This window comes from Rhizobium sp. RU35A, assembly GCF_900156005.1.
Taxonomy (GTDB): domain Bacteria; phylum Pseudomonadota; class Alphaproteobacteria; order Rhizobiales; family Rhizobiaceae; genus Neorhizobium; species Neorhizobium straminoryzae.
Window position 1 is genome coordinate 405,489 of record NZ_FTMR01000004.1, and the last position, 15,709, is coordinate 421,197.

Consider the following 15,709-nt stretch of genomic DNA (forward strand, 5'->3'; position numbering starts at 1 on the left):
TCCTCGCGAAGGGATGAGGTGGGATGCCAGGCGGCATCCGCCACCGGTCTCAATTTTTCGACGGGATACGCGCAACCATGCGAAGCGAGGTGGTCAATTCTTCCATCTGCAGCCAGGGACGCATCCAGGCGACCGCATTGTAGGAGCCGGGACGTCCGGGAATCTCCTGAACCGTCACCTTCGCATCGCGCAGCGGATACTTCGTCCGCGATTCCTCGCCCGCATCGTCATTCGCATTGACGTAGTTGGAAATCCAGCGATTGAGCCAGGCTTCGCAATCCTTGGCCTCCATGAAGGAGCCGATCTTGTCCCTGCCCATGACCTTCAGATAATGGGCAAAGCGTGAGGTCGCCATCATGTAGGGCAGCCGGGCGGACACGGCCGCATTCGCCGTCGCTTCCGGACGATCGTAAACCTTGGGTTTGTGTGCGGTCTGCGCGCCGAAGAAGACGGCGTAATCGGTATTCTTGTAGTGGCAAAGCGGAAGGAAGCCGAGCTTGCCAAGTTCTGCATCCCGGCGGTCGGTTACGCCGACTTCCGTCGGGCATTTGAGATCGAGATCGCCGTCATCGCTGGCGAAGATATGCATCGGCAGGTTCTCCACCTTGCCGCCGTTTTCCGCGCCGCGGATCGCCGTGCACCAGCCGCTTTTCGCAAAGGCATCGGTCAGGCGCGTCCCCAGCACATAGGCTGCGTTCATCCAGCAATAGGCATCATGCGGCAGTTCACCAGTGGCAGAACCACCGGTCTCGTCATAGTTGAAGGCATCGATGGCAACAGTCTTCGGGCCGTAAGGCATGCGCGACAGGACGCGCGGCATGGCAAGGGCCACAAAGCGCGAATCGTCGCTATCGCGGAAGCTCCGCCACTTCGCATATTCCACCGTATCGAAGATCTTCTCGAGATCCCGCGGCTTTGCCAGTTCGGTAAAATTCTCGAAGCCGAACATGCGCGGGCTGGCGGCGGAGATGAAGGGCGCGAAGGAGGCGGCCGCAATCATCGAGACACCCTGCAGAAGCTGCACATCCTCGAACGAATTGTCGAACTCGAAGTCGCCGATCAGCGCACCCATCGGCTCGCCGCCGGGCGTGCCGAACTCGTCCTCATAGATGGACTTGAACAGCCGTGACTGATCAAACTCCACGGCCTTGGCAAGATCCTTGGACAGTTCCCGCTTGGATGCATTGAGAACGCGGATCTTCAGGTTGGCACTCGTTTCCGAGTTCTTGACCAGATAGCTCAGCCCACGCCAGCTGCCTTCCAGCTTGACGAAGTCCGGCGCGTGCATGATCGCAGCCAGTTGCTGCGAGATCGCCCTGTCGATCTCAGCAATCGCATTGTTGAGCGTAACGGTGAGGTTGCGATCATAGGAAACCGTGCCCTTCAGGGCCTGGTCGGTCAGCGTTCGCAGCAGGTTCTGCGCGCGATCCGGTTCCGTCTGCCGGGTGGCGGCAACCACTTTGGTCAAAAGGTCATCGTCCGGCGCAAATGTGGATGCTTCCCGTGTCTGCACCTGTGTTTCAGCACTCATCTCGTCGTCCTTCCCATGGCTGCGAGGCCTACCCCCTCGCGCTCTTGATCCTTGAAAAACGGGAGGAGAGCGGATCGCTCGCCTCGCACACGGCGTTCCGGGTCAGGTCGCGCGCGCCTTCTCGCCCAGCTGGGCAACCAGCTTCGCCAGATCACCCTTGTTCTGCAGAATGTCTTCGAGCAGCCGCTCCAGTTCTTCCGAACGGTCGGCCTTGCTCATCAGATCGCGCAGTTCGTTGCGCGCATCGAGAAGCGCCTTGAGGGCAGGCACCTGCTCAACGATCGCACCCGGCTCGAAATCCTCCATCTTTTCGAACCTCAGCGAGACCTCCATCTGGGTCCCGTCATTCTGCAGTGTGTTGTCGACGGTAAGCTGCAGACCGGGCGTCATGCGCCGCATGACGTCATCGAAATTGTCGCGGTCGATCTGGACGAACTTGCGCTCACCGAATGGCTTCAGCGGTTGGGTGGGATGACCGGAGAAGTCACCGAGAACGCCGACCACGAAGGGAAGCTCCTTGGCAACCATCGCGCCTTCCGTTTCGACCTCGTATTTGATGTGGACGCGGGGCTTGCGAACCCTCTCCAGTTTCTCGTGCACACTTGCCATCTGAACGTCTCCTTCCTGCGCTCGGGCAGATTGCTCCATTGTGACCCATGCGCTCAGCCGCACGGTCTCTTCTCACGCCATGTCAACTGGAATCCGCCGCGTTGATCCCGGCTGCCGTCAGTACGGCCTGACGCTGATGCGCATCCGGCATCAGCTCGGCCAGCAATTCGGAAAAGCCCATCCGGCCGCGTCGGACCAGAGTTTCAATAGAAAGCGAAATGGGCGAATGAGGTTCCGCCTTCTTGAAATAACGGGCAACCGCGAGGAGGATTTCAAAGGCCTCCTCACGAGAGGAAATACTGTCTGCCGTCGGCTTGAGCGCCGCCACACGTGCACCGGCAGACACGTCTTCCACATGTTCGGGCGACGCGGCCATGGCGTCTGGCGCATCCGACAGTTCCACGTCAGGCAGATGCGCCAGCACGCGAAGCGCCGCAGCGGCTTCATGTAAGACATTGCGTGTATTAGAACTTGCTGGAGCAAGGGCGCCACATCGCGCTTCAAGTATTTCCGTCATGCGCTCGAACAGCGTTATGCAGGCGTTCACCGTCGCGAGCTGCTCGGAAACATGATCGACATTCATGTTCGAGACGGCGTTCTCCAGATCCTCGCGAATGCGATCTTCACCCGGGCGTTGGGAGAGTTGGTAATCCCAGAGTGTCACTTGCCCGAATTTCCAGCCGGGAAGCAGCGGAGTCAAACGGATAGCCTGGATCAGCGTGCCTTCGCCGCCAACACCATTGAGCCCGGCAAAGGGCGCAAACCGCTCTTCGTCATCATCGTTGCCGATGGAATGAAGCTCATCGAAATTATGTTCCAAAAGCGACACCGAAAGATCATAGACATCGCGGAGTCCGGTATAACCGCGAAGGCGGATTTCTGCCTCGGTAAGCCAGGCAAGCACCTCGATATCCTTGCTCATGGAAACTAATATTTGCAATGCAAGGTTGCTAACCTCCTTCCAAAGCGGAGAAAGACTTATATTTTCGCCCGGCGTAACCATGCGCTCGGCGGCTCTTGCGAGACCGCGGGCGTCCTTAATTTTAAAGTATATTTCACGATACAAAGTATTCTCACGGATATTTTCTCCGCAAGGTCGATCTAAACTGATCGGTAACTTCAAATCTGCGAAATTCATCACACAAAAACCGTGATTCGAGAGAGTTTGATGCCTTTCGGACATCATATTGGTCGATGATTGCTGGCAATCAAGCCCCAAAACAAGATGTCAGAATCATGACGCGCCGCTGCGATGCTATAAAAATTGGCATTCGTCACTTTTCCCTCTGGACATGCGGAAGTGACCGCCCTAGCTCTTGCGACACAACCAGTGCGTGGGCCCAACTTCGGAGTGAGCGGAGTTCTGTGTATGCCATACATTGACCTGGAACGTCTTGTGGGAAGGCTGGACGGACCGGCGCGTGTCGGTCTTGAGACAGGCGCATCCATCGCTGCACGCCTGCGTCATTCGAGCGTGGAGGTTATCCATTGGGTGCGCGGTCTGCTCGACGTGCCGGATCTCGGGAGCGTGTTCGCGGAACTCGGCCTGGATATAGAAACCCTTCGCGGGCAGTCGGATGCCTCGATTGCGGACCTCGGGGGCGGGGATGGCACATCTCTGGTTCTGTCGCAGAACATCCTGACCGTCTGCCGCGAAGCGTGGCTGCTTGCCTCTCTCGAAGGGGGGCGTGAGGTCGTCACCCTGCCCGATGTGATCACAACCCTCATCGACGAAGCATCGCTTCGGGCCTATGTGCGCGGTGCAGCGCCAGCCCTGCTGCGTGTTGACCGAGACCGTCTCGATGCCTTGAGGATGGCGGCGCAGTCTCGGCCGTCCGTCAGTCACGACGGACCAGGCGCGGCGACTGCGACGACAGGTTTCAACGAATTCCTGAGGCTCTACACGCGCGACATGACTGCCGACGCACGTTCGGGGAAGCTGGACGCCGTGATCGGCCGTCAGCAGGAACTGCGCCAGGTCATCGATATCCTCATGAGGCGACGCCAGAACAACCCCATTCTGGTCGGAGAGCCCGGGGTGGGCAAGACCGCGATCGTGGAAGCGCTTGCCCTGGGGATTGCCGGTGGCGATGTGCCTGAGCGGCTGCGGAATGTGCGGCTCCTGCTGCTTGACCTGACCCTCCTCCAGGCCGGCGCCGGCGTGAAGGGCGAGTTTGAACGCAGACTGCACGGCGTTGTCGATGCGGTTCGAAGCTCACCGGAGCCGATCATCCTTTTCATCGATGAAGCGCATGGCCTGATCGGAGCTGGTGGACAGCCCGGTCAGGGCGACGCTGCCAATATTCTGAAACCCGCTCTGGCCCGCGGCGAGTTGAGAACCATCGCAGCCACGACCTGGAGCGAATACAAAAGGCACATCGAAAAGGATGCTGCCCTCACCCGTCGTTTTCAGCTTGTCCAGGTGCTTGAGCCGAACGAGGCAACCGCCATCCAGATGGTGCGGGGCATCGCTCCGGGGCTCAAGAAGCATCATGGCGTGCGTATTCGTGACGAAGCCATTCGTGCGGCGGTTCAGCTGACCGCCCGTTATCTTCCCGCGCGGCAACTGCCGGACAAGGCCATCAGCGTTCTCGATACGGCGGCCGCGGCAGTTGCGATGGCAAGACAAACAACGCCCGGCGTACTGGCGGACCTGCGCAACGAACTCGATCTGCTTGGACAGGAGCGGGACTGGCTTTGCCGTGAACCCGCAACAGCGGCAAACATGGCAAGACTTTCCGACATCGACACGGAAACCGCCTCGATCATGTCCAAAATCGCCTCGCTCGAGACAAGACTTGAGGCGGAAGGACAGCTTTGCACCGAAGCGGATCGGGTTGAACAGACGATGGACGGCGATCCCGACATCCGGAACCTGCCTGTCGCCGGTCGGGGCGTTGATACAACGAATGTGACGCCCCTTTCACCGGTTACGCGCGCCGGAGAGTCTCCGCTTGCCACGCTCAACCAGCTTGAACGGGCCATCGCCGACATCGCCGGCGAGGAACGGCTGGTGCCACGGGTGGTCGACCGTGATGTTGTGGCGGCTATCGTTTCGCGATGGACCGGCATTCCGGTCGGAAAGCTCCTTTCCGACCAGATTGCGGCGGTCCGGACACTCGATGAGCAGCTGAAGCAGCGTGTGCTGGGGCAGGATCACGTCATGGGTCGCATTGCCCAATCCATGCGGGCCGCAAAGGCCGGTCTTTCGGACCCGACCCGTCCGCCGGGCGTCTTCCTGCTGGTTGGAATGTCCGGCACGGGCAAAACCGAAACGGCACTGTCGGTTGCCGATATGCTGTATGGCGGAAGCCAGCACCTGACCGTCATCAACATGTCGGAGTTCAAGGAAGAGCACAAGATTTCCATGTTGCTCGGCTCTCCGCCCGGCTATGTCGGTTACGGCGAGGGCGGCGTGCTGACGGAAGCGGTCCGTCGTCGGCCCTATGGCGTGCTGCTGCTGGATGAGATCGACAAAGCCCATCCCGGGGTTCACGACATCTTCTATCAGGTCTTCGACAAGGGAAGCCTGCGTGACGGCGAAGGCCGCGACATCGATTTTCGCAACACGACGATCTTCATGACAGCCAATACAGGGTCGGAGTTGCTGGCAACCCTCGCGGCGGACCCCGATACGATGCCTCAGGGTGACGCTCTGGAAGCATTGCTCCTGCCGGAACTGCAAAGACAGTTCAAAACCGCCTTTCTCGGCAGAACGACGATTCTTCCGTTCATGCCCCTAAGCCCCGAAGCCCTGCTTGGCATCATCGATATCCATCTCATGCGGATCGCCACACGCGTGAAGGCAGCCTACGGCGCAACGCTGACCGTCCACGACAATGCGCGCAGCGTTCTCTGCTCCCGAGCCCGGCACAGCGAAATGGGTGCCAGAGCGATCGAGGTGATGATCATGCGGGACCTGATGCCCGCCTTGTCTTCCGCACTTCTCGACGGCCTGACGAACAATGCGCAGGTCCAGAACATCGATATCCGGCACGACGGCCAGGACTTCCAGGTGGATGTCCTCGGTCAGGATGCCGCCATCGAATCCGTCGACGTCGCCTCGGGCGGTGTGCCGGATGAAGTAGCCCCGGCGCGCAAAGGCGCAAGGGGAGGAGAACGGCGCCGCGCTGACGCGCCGTAAACTGCAAACCATTCTCGAACAGGAGATTCGACGCATGCCGATTTATCTGCAGATCGATGGTATTCAGGGTGATGCAACGCATGAGCAGCATCGCAAGTGGATGGATATCGAAGCCATTCACTGGAACGTGTCACGCAACATGAACACGGCAGCCGGCTCTGCTGCCAATCGCGAAGCTTCGGAACCCACGGTTTCGGAAGTGATCCTGACCAAGGTCAGCGATTCCTCATCCACGAAGCTGTTCCAGGAAGCCTGCTCCGGTCGCACCGGCAAGCGTGCAACGATCCATCTCGTCACCACCGGCAACCCGGGCGAAACCTATATCGAATACACGCTGACGAACACGCTTCTGGCCAGCTACTCGATCGACTCGAACGGCGATCGCCCGATCGAAACGATCAAGCTCAACTTCACGAAGATGGAAGTGAAGTACACGCCCTTCGACGAGAACCAGTCGCCGCAGTCGCCGATGATCGCGTCCTACGATCTGGCAACCACCAAGGCTGCCTAAGGCAGCCTCGACAGACGGTGCCGGCTCTGCCGGCACCCCCATTCCATGCCTGCCCGGCCGCAGGCCAAGGTTCCATTCGCCTGGATAGATGGAGAGGACACATGTCTTCAGCCGCCGATCGCCTGAATGCCATTCTGCTCGAACTGCCCAAGTACAAATCGCAGTGGGAAAGCTATGTCGCCAATCCCTATGTCCGGGCCTACGATCTTGCCGTGGAAAATTTCACGCGCGAAACGAAGGCGCAGGCGGAGCGAGATCGCGCCCAGGCGGAACTTTTCGTGTTCGGCGCGTCGATCCTCACCGGCAGCGTCATGATGGCGGCCTTCGCGGCAACCTCGGTCCGCGTCCTTGCGGGACGTGCCATGCTGAACGTCATCTGCAACAACAATCTCAATCGCACCTTCGACATGCTGCACGCCGCCTCGTCCAGCAAGACGCTGATGTTCGCGCTGGGAAGCGTGCTGGATGAAGCGAAGAAGGTGGCCGGCAACCAGGTCAAGAAGGCCGCCGAAACCTATGCCAGCAGTGCGCCGATCGCATCAGCTCCGACCGCGATCAATTACAAGACGCGCGTCGAAGACTTCATCAACGTCAATCACATCTGCGTCCACGATCTTGTCCAGGGTGTTCGCGATGACAAGCAGATTGGCGAGGCCGGCAAGAACAGCATTGCCGACCTGACCCGACAGATCCCCTTCTGCAATCCACCGTCCGCACGCAAGGTCGATGAGCAGCGTCTGTCGCAGAAGATGGAACTCCTCTTCTACATGGCCGCCGTCCTCGATTCCGATGAACTGGTCCGCTATGCGCCCGCCATAGGCGGGAGCGACCAGACGATCGGACGTGATATCGAATATGGCTCCACCTCGATCAGCCAGATGCCTTCGGCACGCGATTATCCGAGGGAAACGCTGCCGCGGATGATCGGCAGGCCTTATCCGCATTATCAGCCGGGACAGCGCATTCGCTACAAGAACATCGGTGGCGGCATTCGTGACCGGATCGATCTTCTGAGCATGCAGACCGGAAACGGGAAATTCTATCCCGACCAGAACGTGCTGGAAAAGCTCATCATAGACCCGACGCAACATGCGCAGATCATGAAGGCCGAGCAGATCATCAACCGCATGTCTGCCGATGCGCGCCCGCGTCAGTTGACCGATGTCCGCATGATCTGACCGGGATGCAGGACATGGTCGCCCTCTCTCGAAAGTCGCTTGCACGCATGCTGCATCTCCGGTTCCTCGCGCCGACGGTGGCCGTGGCGCTCGGTACGTTTCTGTTTTCATCCGGACTTGCTGAGACAAAGGCCTCGGCTGATCAATCGCTTCTGCAAATCGAAGCGGTCGGGCCGCGCCTTGCCTCCATGCCTTCGCTGGTCGGAAGCGTTGCCCGTGCCGCGGCAAAGGACGGTGTTCCGCATATCCCGGACGTGCAGCCCGCGCTGCAGGCCGCCGCGGCATCTGCTTTCAACCCGGAGGCCATGAACCATGACATCTCAGCTGCCCTTGCAAAAACCGCCGGCACAGATGTCGAGACGAGCGCTCTCGCCAAAGCAGCCCAGGCGCTGATCAAAGCGCGCACATCAACGGTGGCACAGACCGATGAAGCAAGCGGAACGCCATCCACCCCTCGGCAAACCGAGGGGTATGACCCGCAGGGTGGAGAGCGTGTCGGACAGCTTGTCGAGGCCATGGCATCGCCGGAGCTTGCCGCCGAAACGGCCTTTACGGAACAGGTCATGTACGCCGCTCTGGAAATTCTGACCAATTCTACGACACAGCAGCTTGCCGCCCTTCCCCTCCCAGACTTGCAGGCACAGACCAGAACGACGCTTGAAACGTTGCGGGCGCGAAACACGAATGAAAAGCCGGTTGCAAAGGACGTGGCTCAGGCACAGGAAAAAAACCGGTTGGCTGCAGCGCTTGCGACACTGGCGCCGGAGGATCTCGGCACGCTGTCAGCCTTCTACGCCAGCGAGGACGGCAAGGCGAAGCGGGATGCCCTGGTCGCGGCCTATCGAAAGGCGGCGGATGAGGCGAACATCAAACTGCTGAATGCCTATCTGCAGCAGCTTGTAACCCAATCAAAAGCCAAAGCGGAGCCGCAACGGAACTGACACGACGCTACCCTTCAGCCTTGAAACACGAAGACGGTGCCATGCAGGCCAGGGAACGCTTGAGGACGGGATCAGACCTTATGAACGATCAGCCATCATCCGCCGATTTCATACAGGCCAGCCGTGTGCTGAAAATCCTCTCACCACTGGGCGAGGATCAGCTGCTGCCGGAAAAGGTGTCGATCGAAGAAGGCGTCAACCGCCTGTTCGAAATCCAGCTTTCTGCCCGCTCGAAAAAGCCGCAGGTGAAACCCGAGGAATTGATCGGCAAGCTGGTCGATGTATCGCTGGAGATCTCGCAGGGTGATGGTGAAGAAGGCTCTGCCGTCCGCCGTCCCTTCAATGGTCTGGTGACTTCGCTCAACGAAGGCCCCCAGATCACACGCGGGCTTCGAGCCTATTCCATGGTGCTGCGTCCGCAGATGTGGTTGCTGTCGCGCCGCTCCGACTGTCGCATCTGGATGGACAAGACCGCGCTGGACGTCCTCGAAACGCTGTTTTCCGAGCACGGAATTCCGGCTCCCGACACCTCTGGCGTCATCTCGTCGCCGCCTGCGCAGCACTACAGCGTGCAGTTCAACGAGACGGATCTGGACTATCTCACCCGGCGTCTCGAGGAAGACGGACTGTTCTACTGGTTTTCGCATGAAGACGGCCGCCACAGACTGCATGTGGCCGATAGTGCCGCCGGCTGGCTCGGCCCCTCGCCCTCGGCTGATGGCGAAGGAAAGGTGCGGCTTGCGCAAGGTTCGTCGGATCGCAATCACATCAGCGAATGGCAACGCCATTTCTCCTACGTTCCCGGCAAGCGCGCGGGAAGTGACTGGAATTTCGAAACGCCATCGATGGTTCCGCTGGCCGAAACGCCTTCACTCGTCCAGATGCCGGACGCCATCAAACGCGAACTCTACGAATACCCTGCCCGGATCTCGTCCGTCGCCGAAGCGGAACGCGCCGAGAAGCTCAGGGTTCAGGCCACGGAGGCCGATCACGAGCGGGTGCATGGCGCTTCCACCTCCCGGCTTCTGGAGCCCGGCCGCAGGTTCACCCCTTACGAAGTCGCCCATCCCGATCATCATTATGAGGAGCATGTGGTGGTTGCGATCCGTCATGAGGTGGTGGATCGCTCCTATGAAACCTCTACGGACACACCGGAATACCGGAACACCTTCGAGGCCCTGCCTTCGCGCATTCCGCTCACCCCGCACCGCGAGACGAAGCGCCCGCGCATCGAGGGGACGCAGGTGGCAATCGTCGCAGGCCCGCCAGGCGAAGAGATTCATCCCGACCAATATGGCCGCATCAAGCTGTGGTTCCCGTGGGACCGAAAGGCGAAGAAGGACGGTTCCGACACCTGCTGGGTGCGCGTGGCGCAAAGCTGGGGTGGCGGCACCTGGGGAAGCCAGATCATTCCGCGCATCGGCATGGAGGTCATGGTTGCCTTCGTTGATGGAGATCCGGACAGGCCCCTCGTCATCGGCGTCGTACCGAATCCGGCCAATGCCGTGCCCTACGATCTGCCGGCCCATAAGACGCGCAGCGTCTTCAAGACGAACACCCATAAAGGAATGGGTTCGAATGAGCTGAGATTTGAGGATGAAAAGGGACGCGAGGAGATATTTCTTCGCGCCCAGAAAGACATGTACACGGCCGTTGAAGACAGCAATGTTCGCATCGTCGGAACGAACGATCATACCATCGTTGAAAACAATCAGTACGAAAGCGTTACAAAAAACAAGGAAACACAGGTCGGAGCGTTCAATATAGAGCAGATCGGATTCATGGATATCAGGACCGTTGCTGCAACAGCGGCCGGATTGAACCTGATATCGAAAACCATGAAGACAGATTCTTCGTGGGGAGAATTCGATCTTGTCAGCCTCCTCAACACGACAAAAGTCGCCGGAATGGCAATTGCGGGGGGTATCGAACCGTTCTCGTCCGTCAGCTATGTGCAGGGAAGCGCAATCCTCAATACCGGCAATGACTGGCGGGTAACCGTGGGCCGCAATGCTCATATCGATATTGAGGGCGATTACTCCATTTCAGTCGATGGCACCACGCATGAAGAGGCGGACGGGAGCAAAATCTTCGCAGGTGGCGAGAACGTAGAGGTTTATGCCGGCAAGACACTTATCCTTGCTTGTGGAGAGTCGCACATCGAGCTTTCGGAAGACGGCGCCGTTCGAATTGTGGGCAAAACCATAGAGATCAAAGCCGGTAGAGTGGATATAAACTGATGCTCACCAAGATGACACGGACGCTCGCTGCTTTGTGGACGATTTTTGTTGCAGCCACTTCATGGCCGGCGTCAGGCCATTCTACCGCCAACGAATGCACCCGTCTCATCGGAAATCCGCCCCAGCCACTCTTCGAGACGGGCGCTCTATACCGCTATCTGAAAGATCTCGATAATGCCCAATGCCCGAAACTCGGGCAGGTGGAATTCGAAAAGTTCATCGATCCACTGGAGGTTAATCTCGTGTCCTACGTACTTCTGGAAAGCAGGCTGGCCGAAGGCGGAGCCAATACGGGACAAGAGGCAATAGCTGCCTATTTGAAGCAGTACAAAGATGCCAATATCAAACTGGATGATAATGCCCTCCTACCACTCATAGATATTGCCTTTTATACGTGCAAAGGCGCGGCAGATTGCATCGGTGCGAAGGTGACGTCTCAGATCGATGTCGGCTCCATGCAAGACAATGCAGCATGCCTGTTCGGGCTACCGTCATCCTGCGCACCGACACAGGTCCGCAAGCACTTCTATTTTCTGAACGATGCGACCCTGAAGAATTTTCCGTCTGCAGAAAATGCCTATCGCGAGCGCTCCCGCTTTATCTGTGAGCGGTATCGCGCCTGCGCCCATTCCTCGCAATAGCAGGGAGCCAGCACCATGAATGACACTGCTTCCAGCCAGGCACAAAAGCCTGCAAACACAGGCCAGGTTCTGACTGCAGGACCCAGCCCGGTAGAGGATTTCCTTGCCAACCAGCGGCGCACCCAGCCTGTGCTGGACACGAAGAGACAGGGATTTTCGCAGCGTTTCCGAGGCATCGTGGCGCAAAATTCGGAGGTGGTGCTTCAGACAAACGGTGTTGTCCTGAACACGGTTAACTTCGAACTGCTGAAGACGGGGTATTCGGAGCTGACGATATTTCCCTCAAGCAGCCGCGACGGAGTTCCAGGCGCAATGACGGCTTATGCGCCGGACAAGCCGCCGAAGCCAAATCAAGGCGCGGCCATGCGCGCGGTTAATGCAGCCAAAAAGGCCGGCAAAATCCTGTCCATCATTCGCGGCCCTCTCGACCAAATCATGGACATGCAGGTCTACTTTGGTGACGATCACTGGAGCGACACCTACAACAGTGGAAGAACCTATCACTTTCGCACCAAAGGTGCCGCGGAAACCGCGATGATCAAGCTAAAATTGAATAATCCGATGAATTCCGCGTACTTCAACATGTTCGTGACGATCAGGATGGTGCCGCCAGAGCCTCAGCAATCCGCAAACAATGCAAACCAGACCGGCGTACTCGATACAATCGGTGACTATGTGAACGCCGTGCGAAACTTTGCCAGGAATCACAATCCCTTCTGAGGCAAAGACCGGCCGCCGCGTCACCAGAACGACACACAGGCGGTTCGGGCATCTCTTTGGAAACCCGGGCGATCGGGCCCTCGTCAGACCAGACCAGGAGACGAAACAGATGAAGCGCGTGACGACACAGCGAAACCACGCCTGTTTTCTGTTTATGACGCTGCATATTGCAGTCTTTTCAGCATGTTGGCTTTGCTTCGGAGCCTTTGGTCCGGAAGCTTTGCTAGCCCTGTTCCTCCTGATTGCCTGGTCCAGATCCGGCTTGAGAAAGCTCTTCGAATTTCATGACGATCCATCGATACGGGTGAGAGCCACTGCAGCCTGACAAACACTGAGGTTTTCCATGCCTGAAGCACATCGAAAGGGTGATATCGGTTCCGGTCATAGCTGCCATTTCCCGCCCAGTCCCGCGACCGGGGGAAGCCCCAACGTGTTCGTCAACAACCGGCCTCTGATGCGCGTCGGCGATGCCTATGTGCCGCATGGCTGTCCGACCTGTCCGAAGCCCGAGCATCCGCGTCACCTGGCCATCGGTTCGTCATCCGTCTTCATCAACGGCAGACCGGCAGGGCGCATCGGGGACGCAATCGATTGCGGCGGCCAGGCGCAGACGGGTTCTTCCAATGTTTTCATTGGCGACAAACAGGCCGAGGCGACGGCAGGGGCAACGAGATCTGAAACGTCCGGCACATCATGCCAGCAAAGAATGGCATCCGATTCAACACCTATGGTGAGGGGATAGAGATGTCGCGGGACAGTCAGCGGCAGGGGGAGCGACCATTGCAGGCCCGGGCCTTGGCATCGGAGCTCAATTCTCAACTGCTCAACGGGGAGACACGTATTTTTGCGGTGCTGGATGCGGCACGTTTCACAGGTCTGCCAGCCCTGCTGAATGAGGTCGACGTCGCCCATCGCCCGCTTTACCGTTACTCGAACGGCAATCATGCGACCGTTCTGGGCGGACCTTGGCTGGTGGATTTCAGCCAGCCGGCAAGACCTCGACACGCCCCCGGCGATGCGGCGGACGATATCTCCGATGAAGCCCTGGCAGCCCGGGCCCGGAAACTCTCCCAGGATATGGTCACAGCTCTTCAGGCAGGAGATCCGTCAGGCGGCGGAGTGCTTCCGCATTCCAGCCTATCCGATCTCCCTGTCATCAGGAGCCGTCTGGATGGCGTTTTGCAGCTGATGGGGGACACGCCGGCGGCGGTATTCTGGATCACGGACGCGAGTATCGTGCAGGAAGCGATCTATCGGCACCTAAGAGGCCTGAACCAGGTCCTGATCCCACGTGAGGGAAGACCCGCGAGCCTATCGCCATCAGACTATTCCGAGCTTCGGGCAGCAAGTGTCGACGCGCATGCGGCACATGATGCACCCGAATTGCACACAGAGACCGCATCGACGCAGAGTCCGCTTCTCTACGAACGCGTTGTTCTTCGCCACGCCGATCCCAACGTTCTGGTCCAGTTGTTTCAGGTGTTTTCACCGGATCAGTTGACCCGGCTGATGGGGCCCGCACGACAGCTCCTGTTCGCTCCCTCGCAAGAGTGGGGCGGAGGCATCAAGCGGGCACGCCGTCCGGACGGTGACATTCTTCCACCATCAGGCCCGCTGAGGCTTGAGGCCTGGCAGGTTTCCGAAATGAGCGATTTCCGTCGGGAGCATTTACGCAGAAGGATCATGCATTATCTCCGCGCTGTCGCCCAAGACTGCACGCAGGCTTGCTCGGATGAAGAGCTCGCCCAACAGGTTCGCTACAGCGAAGACGTCGGCAGGGCCTTCGGAATTCGCACGGAACGGGGGCATGCACAATGGGCCTTTCTGATGGTGATATCGAAGGGGCATGTGGCCAACGATCCGGCGGTGCGCGCCTTCCTGACTAAACCCGGGACGGACGCCGACACACAGGTGAGCGAAGCCATGACGCAGCTTGTGGGTGCTGCGGCCCAGCAGGCGGGAGCAAGCTGATGGTCGCACCGGCAGCATTGGCAGCGACACCGCCCGGCTGGGCGGTCCTTGCCGCGGCCCCGGAAGCCGCCGCCGCTGCGGGAACATTCCTGGTTTCCAATCCGATTGGTTGGGCCATCCTTGGAACTGTAGCCGTCGGCACACTCGCCTATGGCGGATACAGGCTTTACCAAAATGCACATTCCGAATCTGAGGCACGCTTCAAGACAAAGACGATTTCGGATGCCTGTTCAACATGCCATGATTGCGAGAGTCTGCAGCGCGAGATCCAGAATGTCCGCAATGAAGTCGCGCAACGCCATACGGAAATGCGGGAGGATGTGAATGGTCTTTTCGCGGTGCGGCCCGGTCCCATTCCCGGCCGGGAATATCTCGGCACCTGGCCCGGGCATCAGATGCAATACGAAGGCAAGCAGCGGCGGCTGCGGCGGTTGCTGAACGCATCCGCGACAGCGGGTTGCCCACCGATGGCAGGCGATTACTGGAAATGGGCCGAAGAACCCACTCCCGCCATGCCTGCCCCCAGAATATGAGGTTACGATGACGCCTAGGGAGCTAGACGAGATCCGAAAAGAGGCACATGAGCAACTGGAAAAGCTTCGGCATGCACCCTGGCTCGCCGTTGCCTCCGAATGCGATACGGCAAGGAAACAGTTTTACTTCTGGTTTCGTGTGAGCGGAAGCGAAGGTGTGAAGGACGTCGCAGAGCAGGCGCGCTCTGTGCTTTCGGATATCGCCGTTTCGGTACCGACGTGTGAATTCAATGTGGCGATTGTCGAACTTTCCGAGACGGAGGAAATCATCTGGGATGATCTCGAGGATGCGGAAATCCGGTATGGCATCCATCGCGTGCTGGGACAGGACCCGGAACATAAGCGCAGAAAGGAATTTTCTGTCTTTGATCGAAGGATCTGACCTGCACCGGTCATCCGGCGTTGGCTACCGGATGGTTTTGGATAGCTGATGACCGCCGCGGGATTGCGGTTGTTTTTGTGTTTTATGTTGTGATTGTTTTGAACTGGTTGCGGGGGCCTGATGGCATGACCTTGCCCCCAAGTTTTATCCAGTTTTGAGTTCGCTCCAGCGGTTTTGGTTTGCGGTATTTTGGGCGGTAGCGGCGGGTTGCGATGCGGAGCCATTCCGGCTGTGCAGCAGCGCATCACGTCGCGGGTTGATTGTTTGAGCGAACTCTGCAGGGGTCATCCAGCCGAGTCCGGAGTGTG

At 58.8% G+C, this 15,709-nt stretch carries 15 protein-coding genes and 1 pseudogene; 12 read left to right on the forward strand and 4 right to left on the reverse strand.

The window, feature by feature from the left end:
* Positions 1-49: 49 nt before the first annotated feature.
* The 3 genes from tssC to tssA form a co-directional block, all read right to left on the reverse strand.
* Positions 50-1,531 carry a type VI secretion system contractile sheath large subunit gene (gene tssC / locus F3H95_RS12325; protein WP_149746191.1) on the reverse strand — a complete coding sequence of 494 codons (1,482 nt, stop codon included), beginning with the start codon at positions 1,529-1,531 and terminating at the stop codon, positions 50-52.
* Between the two features lie 102 nt (positions 1,532-1,633).
* Complete coding sequence (gene tssB, locus F3H95_RS12330; protein WP_142881269.1) at positions 1,634-2,140, reverse strand: type VI secretion system contractile sheath small subunit; 507 nt, start codon at positions 2,138-2,140, stop codon at positions 1,634-1,636.
* A gap of 82 nt (positions 2,141-2,222) precedes the next feature.
* Positions 2,223-3,278: a type VI secretion system protein TssA gene (gene tssA, locus F3H95_RS12335; RefSeq protein ID WP_149746192.1), complete on the reverse strand. Its 1,056-nt coding sequence runs from the start codon at positions 3,276-3,278 to the stop codon at positions 2,223-2,225.
* Between the two features lie 231 nt (positions 3,279-3,509).
* On the opposite strand from tssA, the gene tssH reads away from it, so the two are divergent.
* From tssH to F3H95_RS12395, 12 genes are all read left to right on the forward strand, one after another.
* Complete coding sequence (gene tssH / locus F3H95_RS12340) at positions 3,510-6,284, forward strand: type VI secretion system ATPase TssH (protein ID WP_149746193.1); 2,775 nt, start codon at positions 3,510-3,512, stop codon at positions 6,282-6,284.
* A 34-nt stretch (positions 6,285-6,318) separates the two neighbouring features.
* Positions 6,319-6,795, forward strand: a complete 477-nt coding sequence (locus tag F3H95_RS12345) for a type VI secretion system tube protein Hcp (protein WP_142881271.1) — start codon at positions 6,319-6,321, stop codon at positions 6,793-6,795.
* A gap of 101 nt (positions 6,796-6,896) precedes the next feature.
* Positions 6,897-7,973 (forward strand): hypothetical protein, encoded by a 1,077-nt coding sequence (locus F3H95_RS12350; protein WP_143124032.1) that lies wholly within the window; start codon positions 6,897-6,899, stop codon positions 7,971-7,973.
* 14 nt (positions 7,974-7,987) lie between these two features.
* Positions 7,988-8,914 carry a hypothetical protein gene (locus F3H95_RS12355; RefSeq protein ID WP_149746194.1) on the forward strand — a complete coding sequence of 309 codons (927 nt, stop codon included), beginning with the start codon at positions 7,988-7,990 and terminating at the stop codon, positions 8,912-8,914.
* 80 nt (positions 8,915-8,994) lie between these two features.
* Positions 8,995-11,154 (forward strand): type VI secretion system tip protein TssI/VgrG, encoded by a 2,160-nt coding sequence (gene tssI, locus F3H95_RS12360; protein WP_149746195.1) that lies wholly within the window; start codon positions 8,995-8,997, stop codon positions 11,152-11,154.
* Positions 11,154-11,795, forward strand: coding sequence for a hypothetical protein (locus tag F3H95_RS12365; protein WP_149746196.1), 642 nt, complete (start codon positions 11,154-11,156; stop codon positions 11,793-11,795). Before tssI ends, F3H95_RS12365 begins: the two co-directional genes overlap by 1 nt.
* Positions 11,796-11,810: 15 nt before the next feature.
* Positions 11,811-12,515: a hypothetical protein gene (locus F3H95_RS12370; RefSeq protein WP_149746197.1), complete on the forward strand. Its 705-nt coding sequence runs from the start codon at positions 11,811-11,813 to the stop codon at positions 12,513-12,515.
* A gap of 109 nt (positions 12,516-12,624) precedes the next feature.
* Positions 12,625-12,840, forward strand: a complete 216-nt coding sequence (locus F3H95_RS12375; protein ID WP_149746198.1) for a hypothetical protein — start codon at positions 12,625-12,627, stop codon at positions 12,838-12,840.
* An 18-nt stretch (positions 12,841-12,858) separates the two neighbouring features.
* Positions 12,859-13,257: a PAAR domain-containing protein gene (locus F3H95_RS12380; RefSeq protein ID WP_143124038.1), complete on the forward strand. Its 399-nt coding sequence runs from the start codon at positions 12,859-12,861 to the stop codon at positions 13,255-13,257.
* A gap of 53 nt (positions 13,258-13,310) precedes the next feature.
* Positions 13,311-14,486, forward strand: coding sequence for a hypothetical protein (locus F3H95_RS12385; RefSeq protein WP_149746199.1), 1,176 nt, complete (start codon positions 13,311-13,313; stop codon positions 14,484-14,486).
* On the forward strand, positions 14,486-15,019 hold the full coding sequence (locus tag F3H95_RS12390; RefSeq protein WP_143124040.1) for a DUF1206 domain-containing protein: 534 nt from the start codon (positions 14,486-14,488) through the stop codon (positions 15,017-15,019). The genes F3H95_RS12385 and F3H95_RS12390 overlap by 1 nt, the downstream gene beginning before the upstream one ends.
* Before the next feature lie 7 nt (positions 15,020-15,026).
* Positions 15,027-15,401 carry a hypothetical protein gene (locus F3H95_RS12395; protein ID WP_149746200.1) on the forward strand — a complete coding sequence of 125 codons (375 nt, stop codon included), beginning with the start codon at positions 15,027-15,029 and terminating at the stop codon, positions 15,399-15,401.
* A gap of 144 nt (positions 15,402-15,545) precedes the next feature.
* On the opposite strand, the pseudogene F3H95_RS12400 reads toward F3H95_RS12395, so the two are convergent.
* Positions 15,546-15,709 (reverse strand): annotated as a pseudogene (locus tag F3H95_RS12400) (IS3 family transposase); the annotation flags it as partial.

Coding starts and splice junctions, on each gene's coding strand:
- tssC (WP_149746191.1), bottom strand. CDS start 1,531: ATGAGTGCTGAAACACAGGTGCAGACACGGGAAGCATCCACATTTGCG.
- tssB (WP_142881269.1), bottom strand. CDS start 2,140: ATGGCAAGTGTGCACGAGAAACTGGAGAGGGTTCGCAAGCCCCGCGTC.
- tssA (WP_149746192.1), bottom strand. CDS start 3,278: ATGAATTTCGCAGATTTGAAGTTACCGATCAGTTTAGATCGACCTTGC.
- tssH (WP_149746193.1), top strand. CDS start 3,510: ATGCCATACATTGACCTGGAACGTCTTGTGGGAAGGCTGGACGGACCG.
- F3H95_RS12345 (WP_142881271.1), top strand. CDS start 6,319: ATGCCGATTTATCTGCAGATCGATGGTATTCAGGGTGATGCAACGCAT.
- F3H95_RS12350 (WP_143124032.1), top strand. CDS start 6,897: ATGTCTTCAGCCGCCGATCGCCTGAATGCCATTCTGCTCGAACTGCCC.
- F3H95_RS12355 (WP_149746194.1), top strand. CDS start 7,988: ATGGTCGCCCTCTCTCGAAAGTCGCTTGCACGCATGCTGCATCTCCGG.
- tssI (WP_149746195.1), top strand. CDS start 8,995: ATGAACGATCAGCCATCATCCGCCGATTTCATACAGGCCAGCCGTGTG.
- F3H95_RS12365 (WP_149746196.1), top strand. CDS start 11,154: ATGCTCACCAAGATGACACGGACGCTCGCTGCTTTGTGGACGATTTTT.
- F3H95_RS12370 (WP_149746197.1), top strand. CDS start 11,811: ATGAATGACACTGCTTCCAGCCAGGCACAAAAGCCTGCAAACACAGGC.
- F3H95_RS12375 (WP_149746198.1), top strand. CDS start 12,625: ATGAAGCGCGTGACGACACAGCGAAACCACGCCTGTTTTCTGTTTATG.
- F3H95_RS12380 (WP_143124038.1), top strand. CDS start 12,859: ATGCCTGAAGCACATCGAAAGGGTGATATCGGTTCCGGTCATAGCTGC.
- F3H95_RS12390 (WP_143124040.1), top strand. CDS start 14,486: ATGGTCGCACCGGCAGCATTGGCAGCGACACCGCCCGGCTGGGCGGTC.
- F3H95_RS12395 (WP_149746200.1), top strand. CDS start 15,027: ATGACGCCTAGGGAGCTAGACGAGATCCGAAAAGAGGCACATGAGCAA.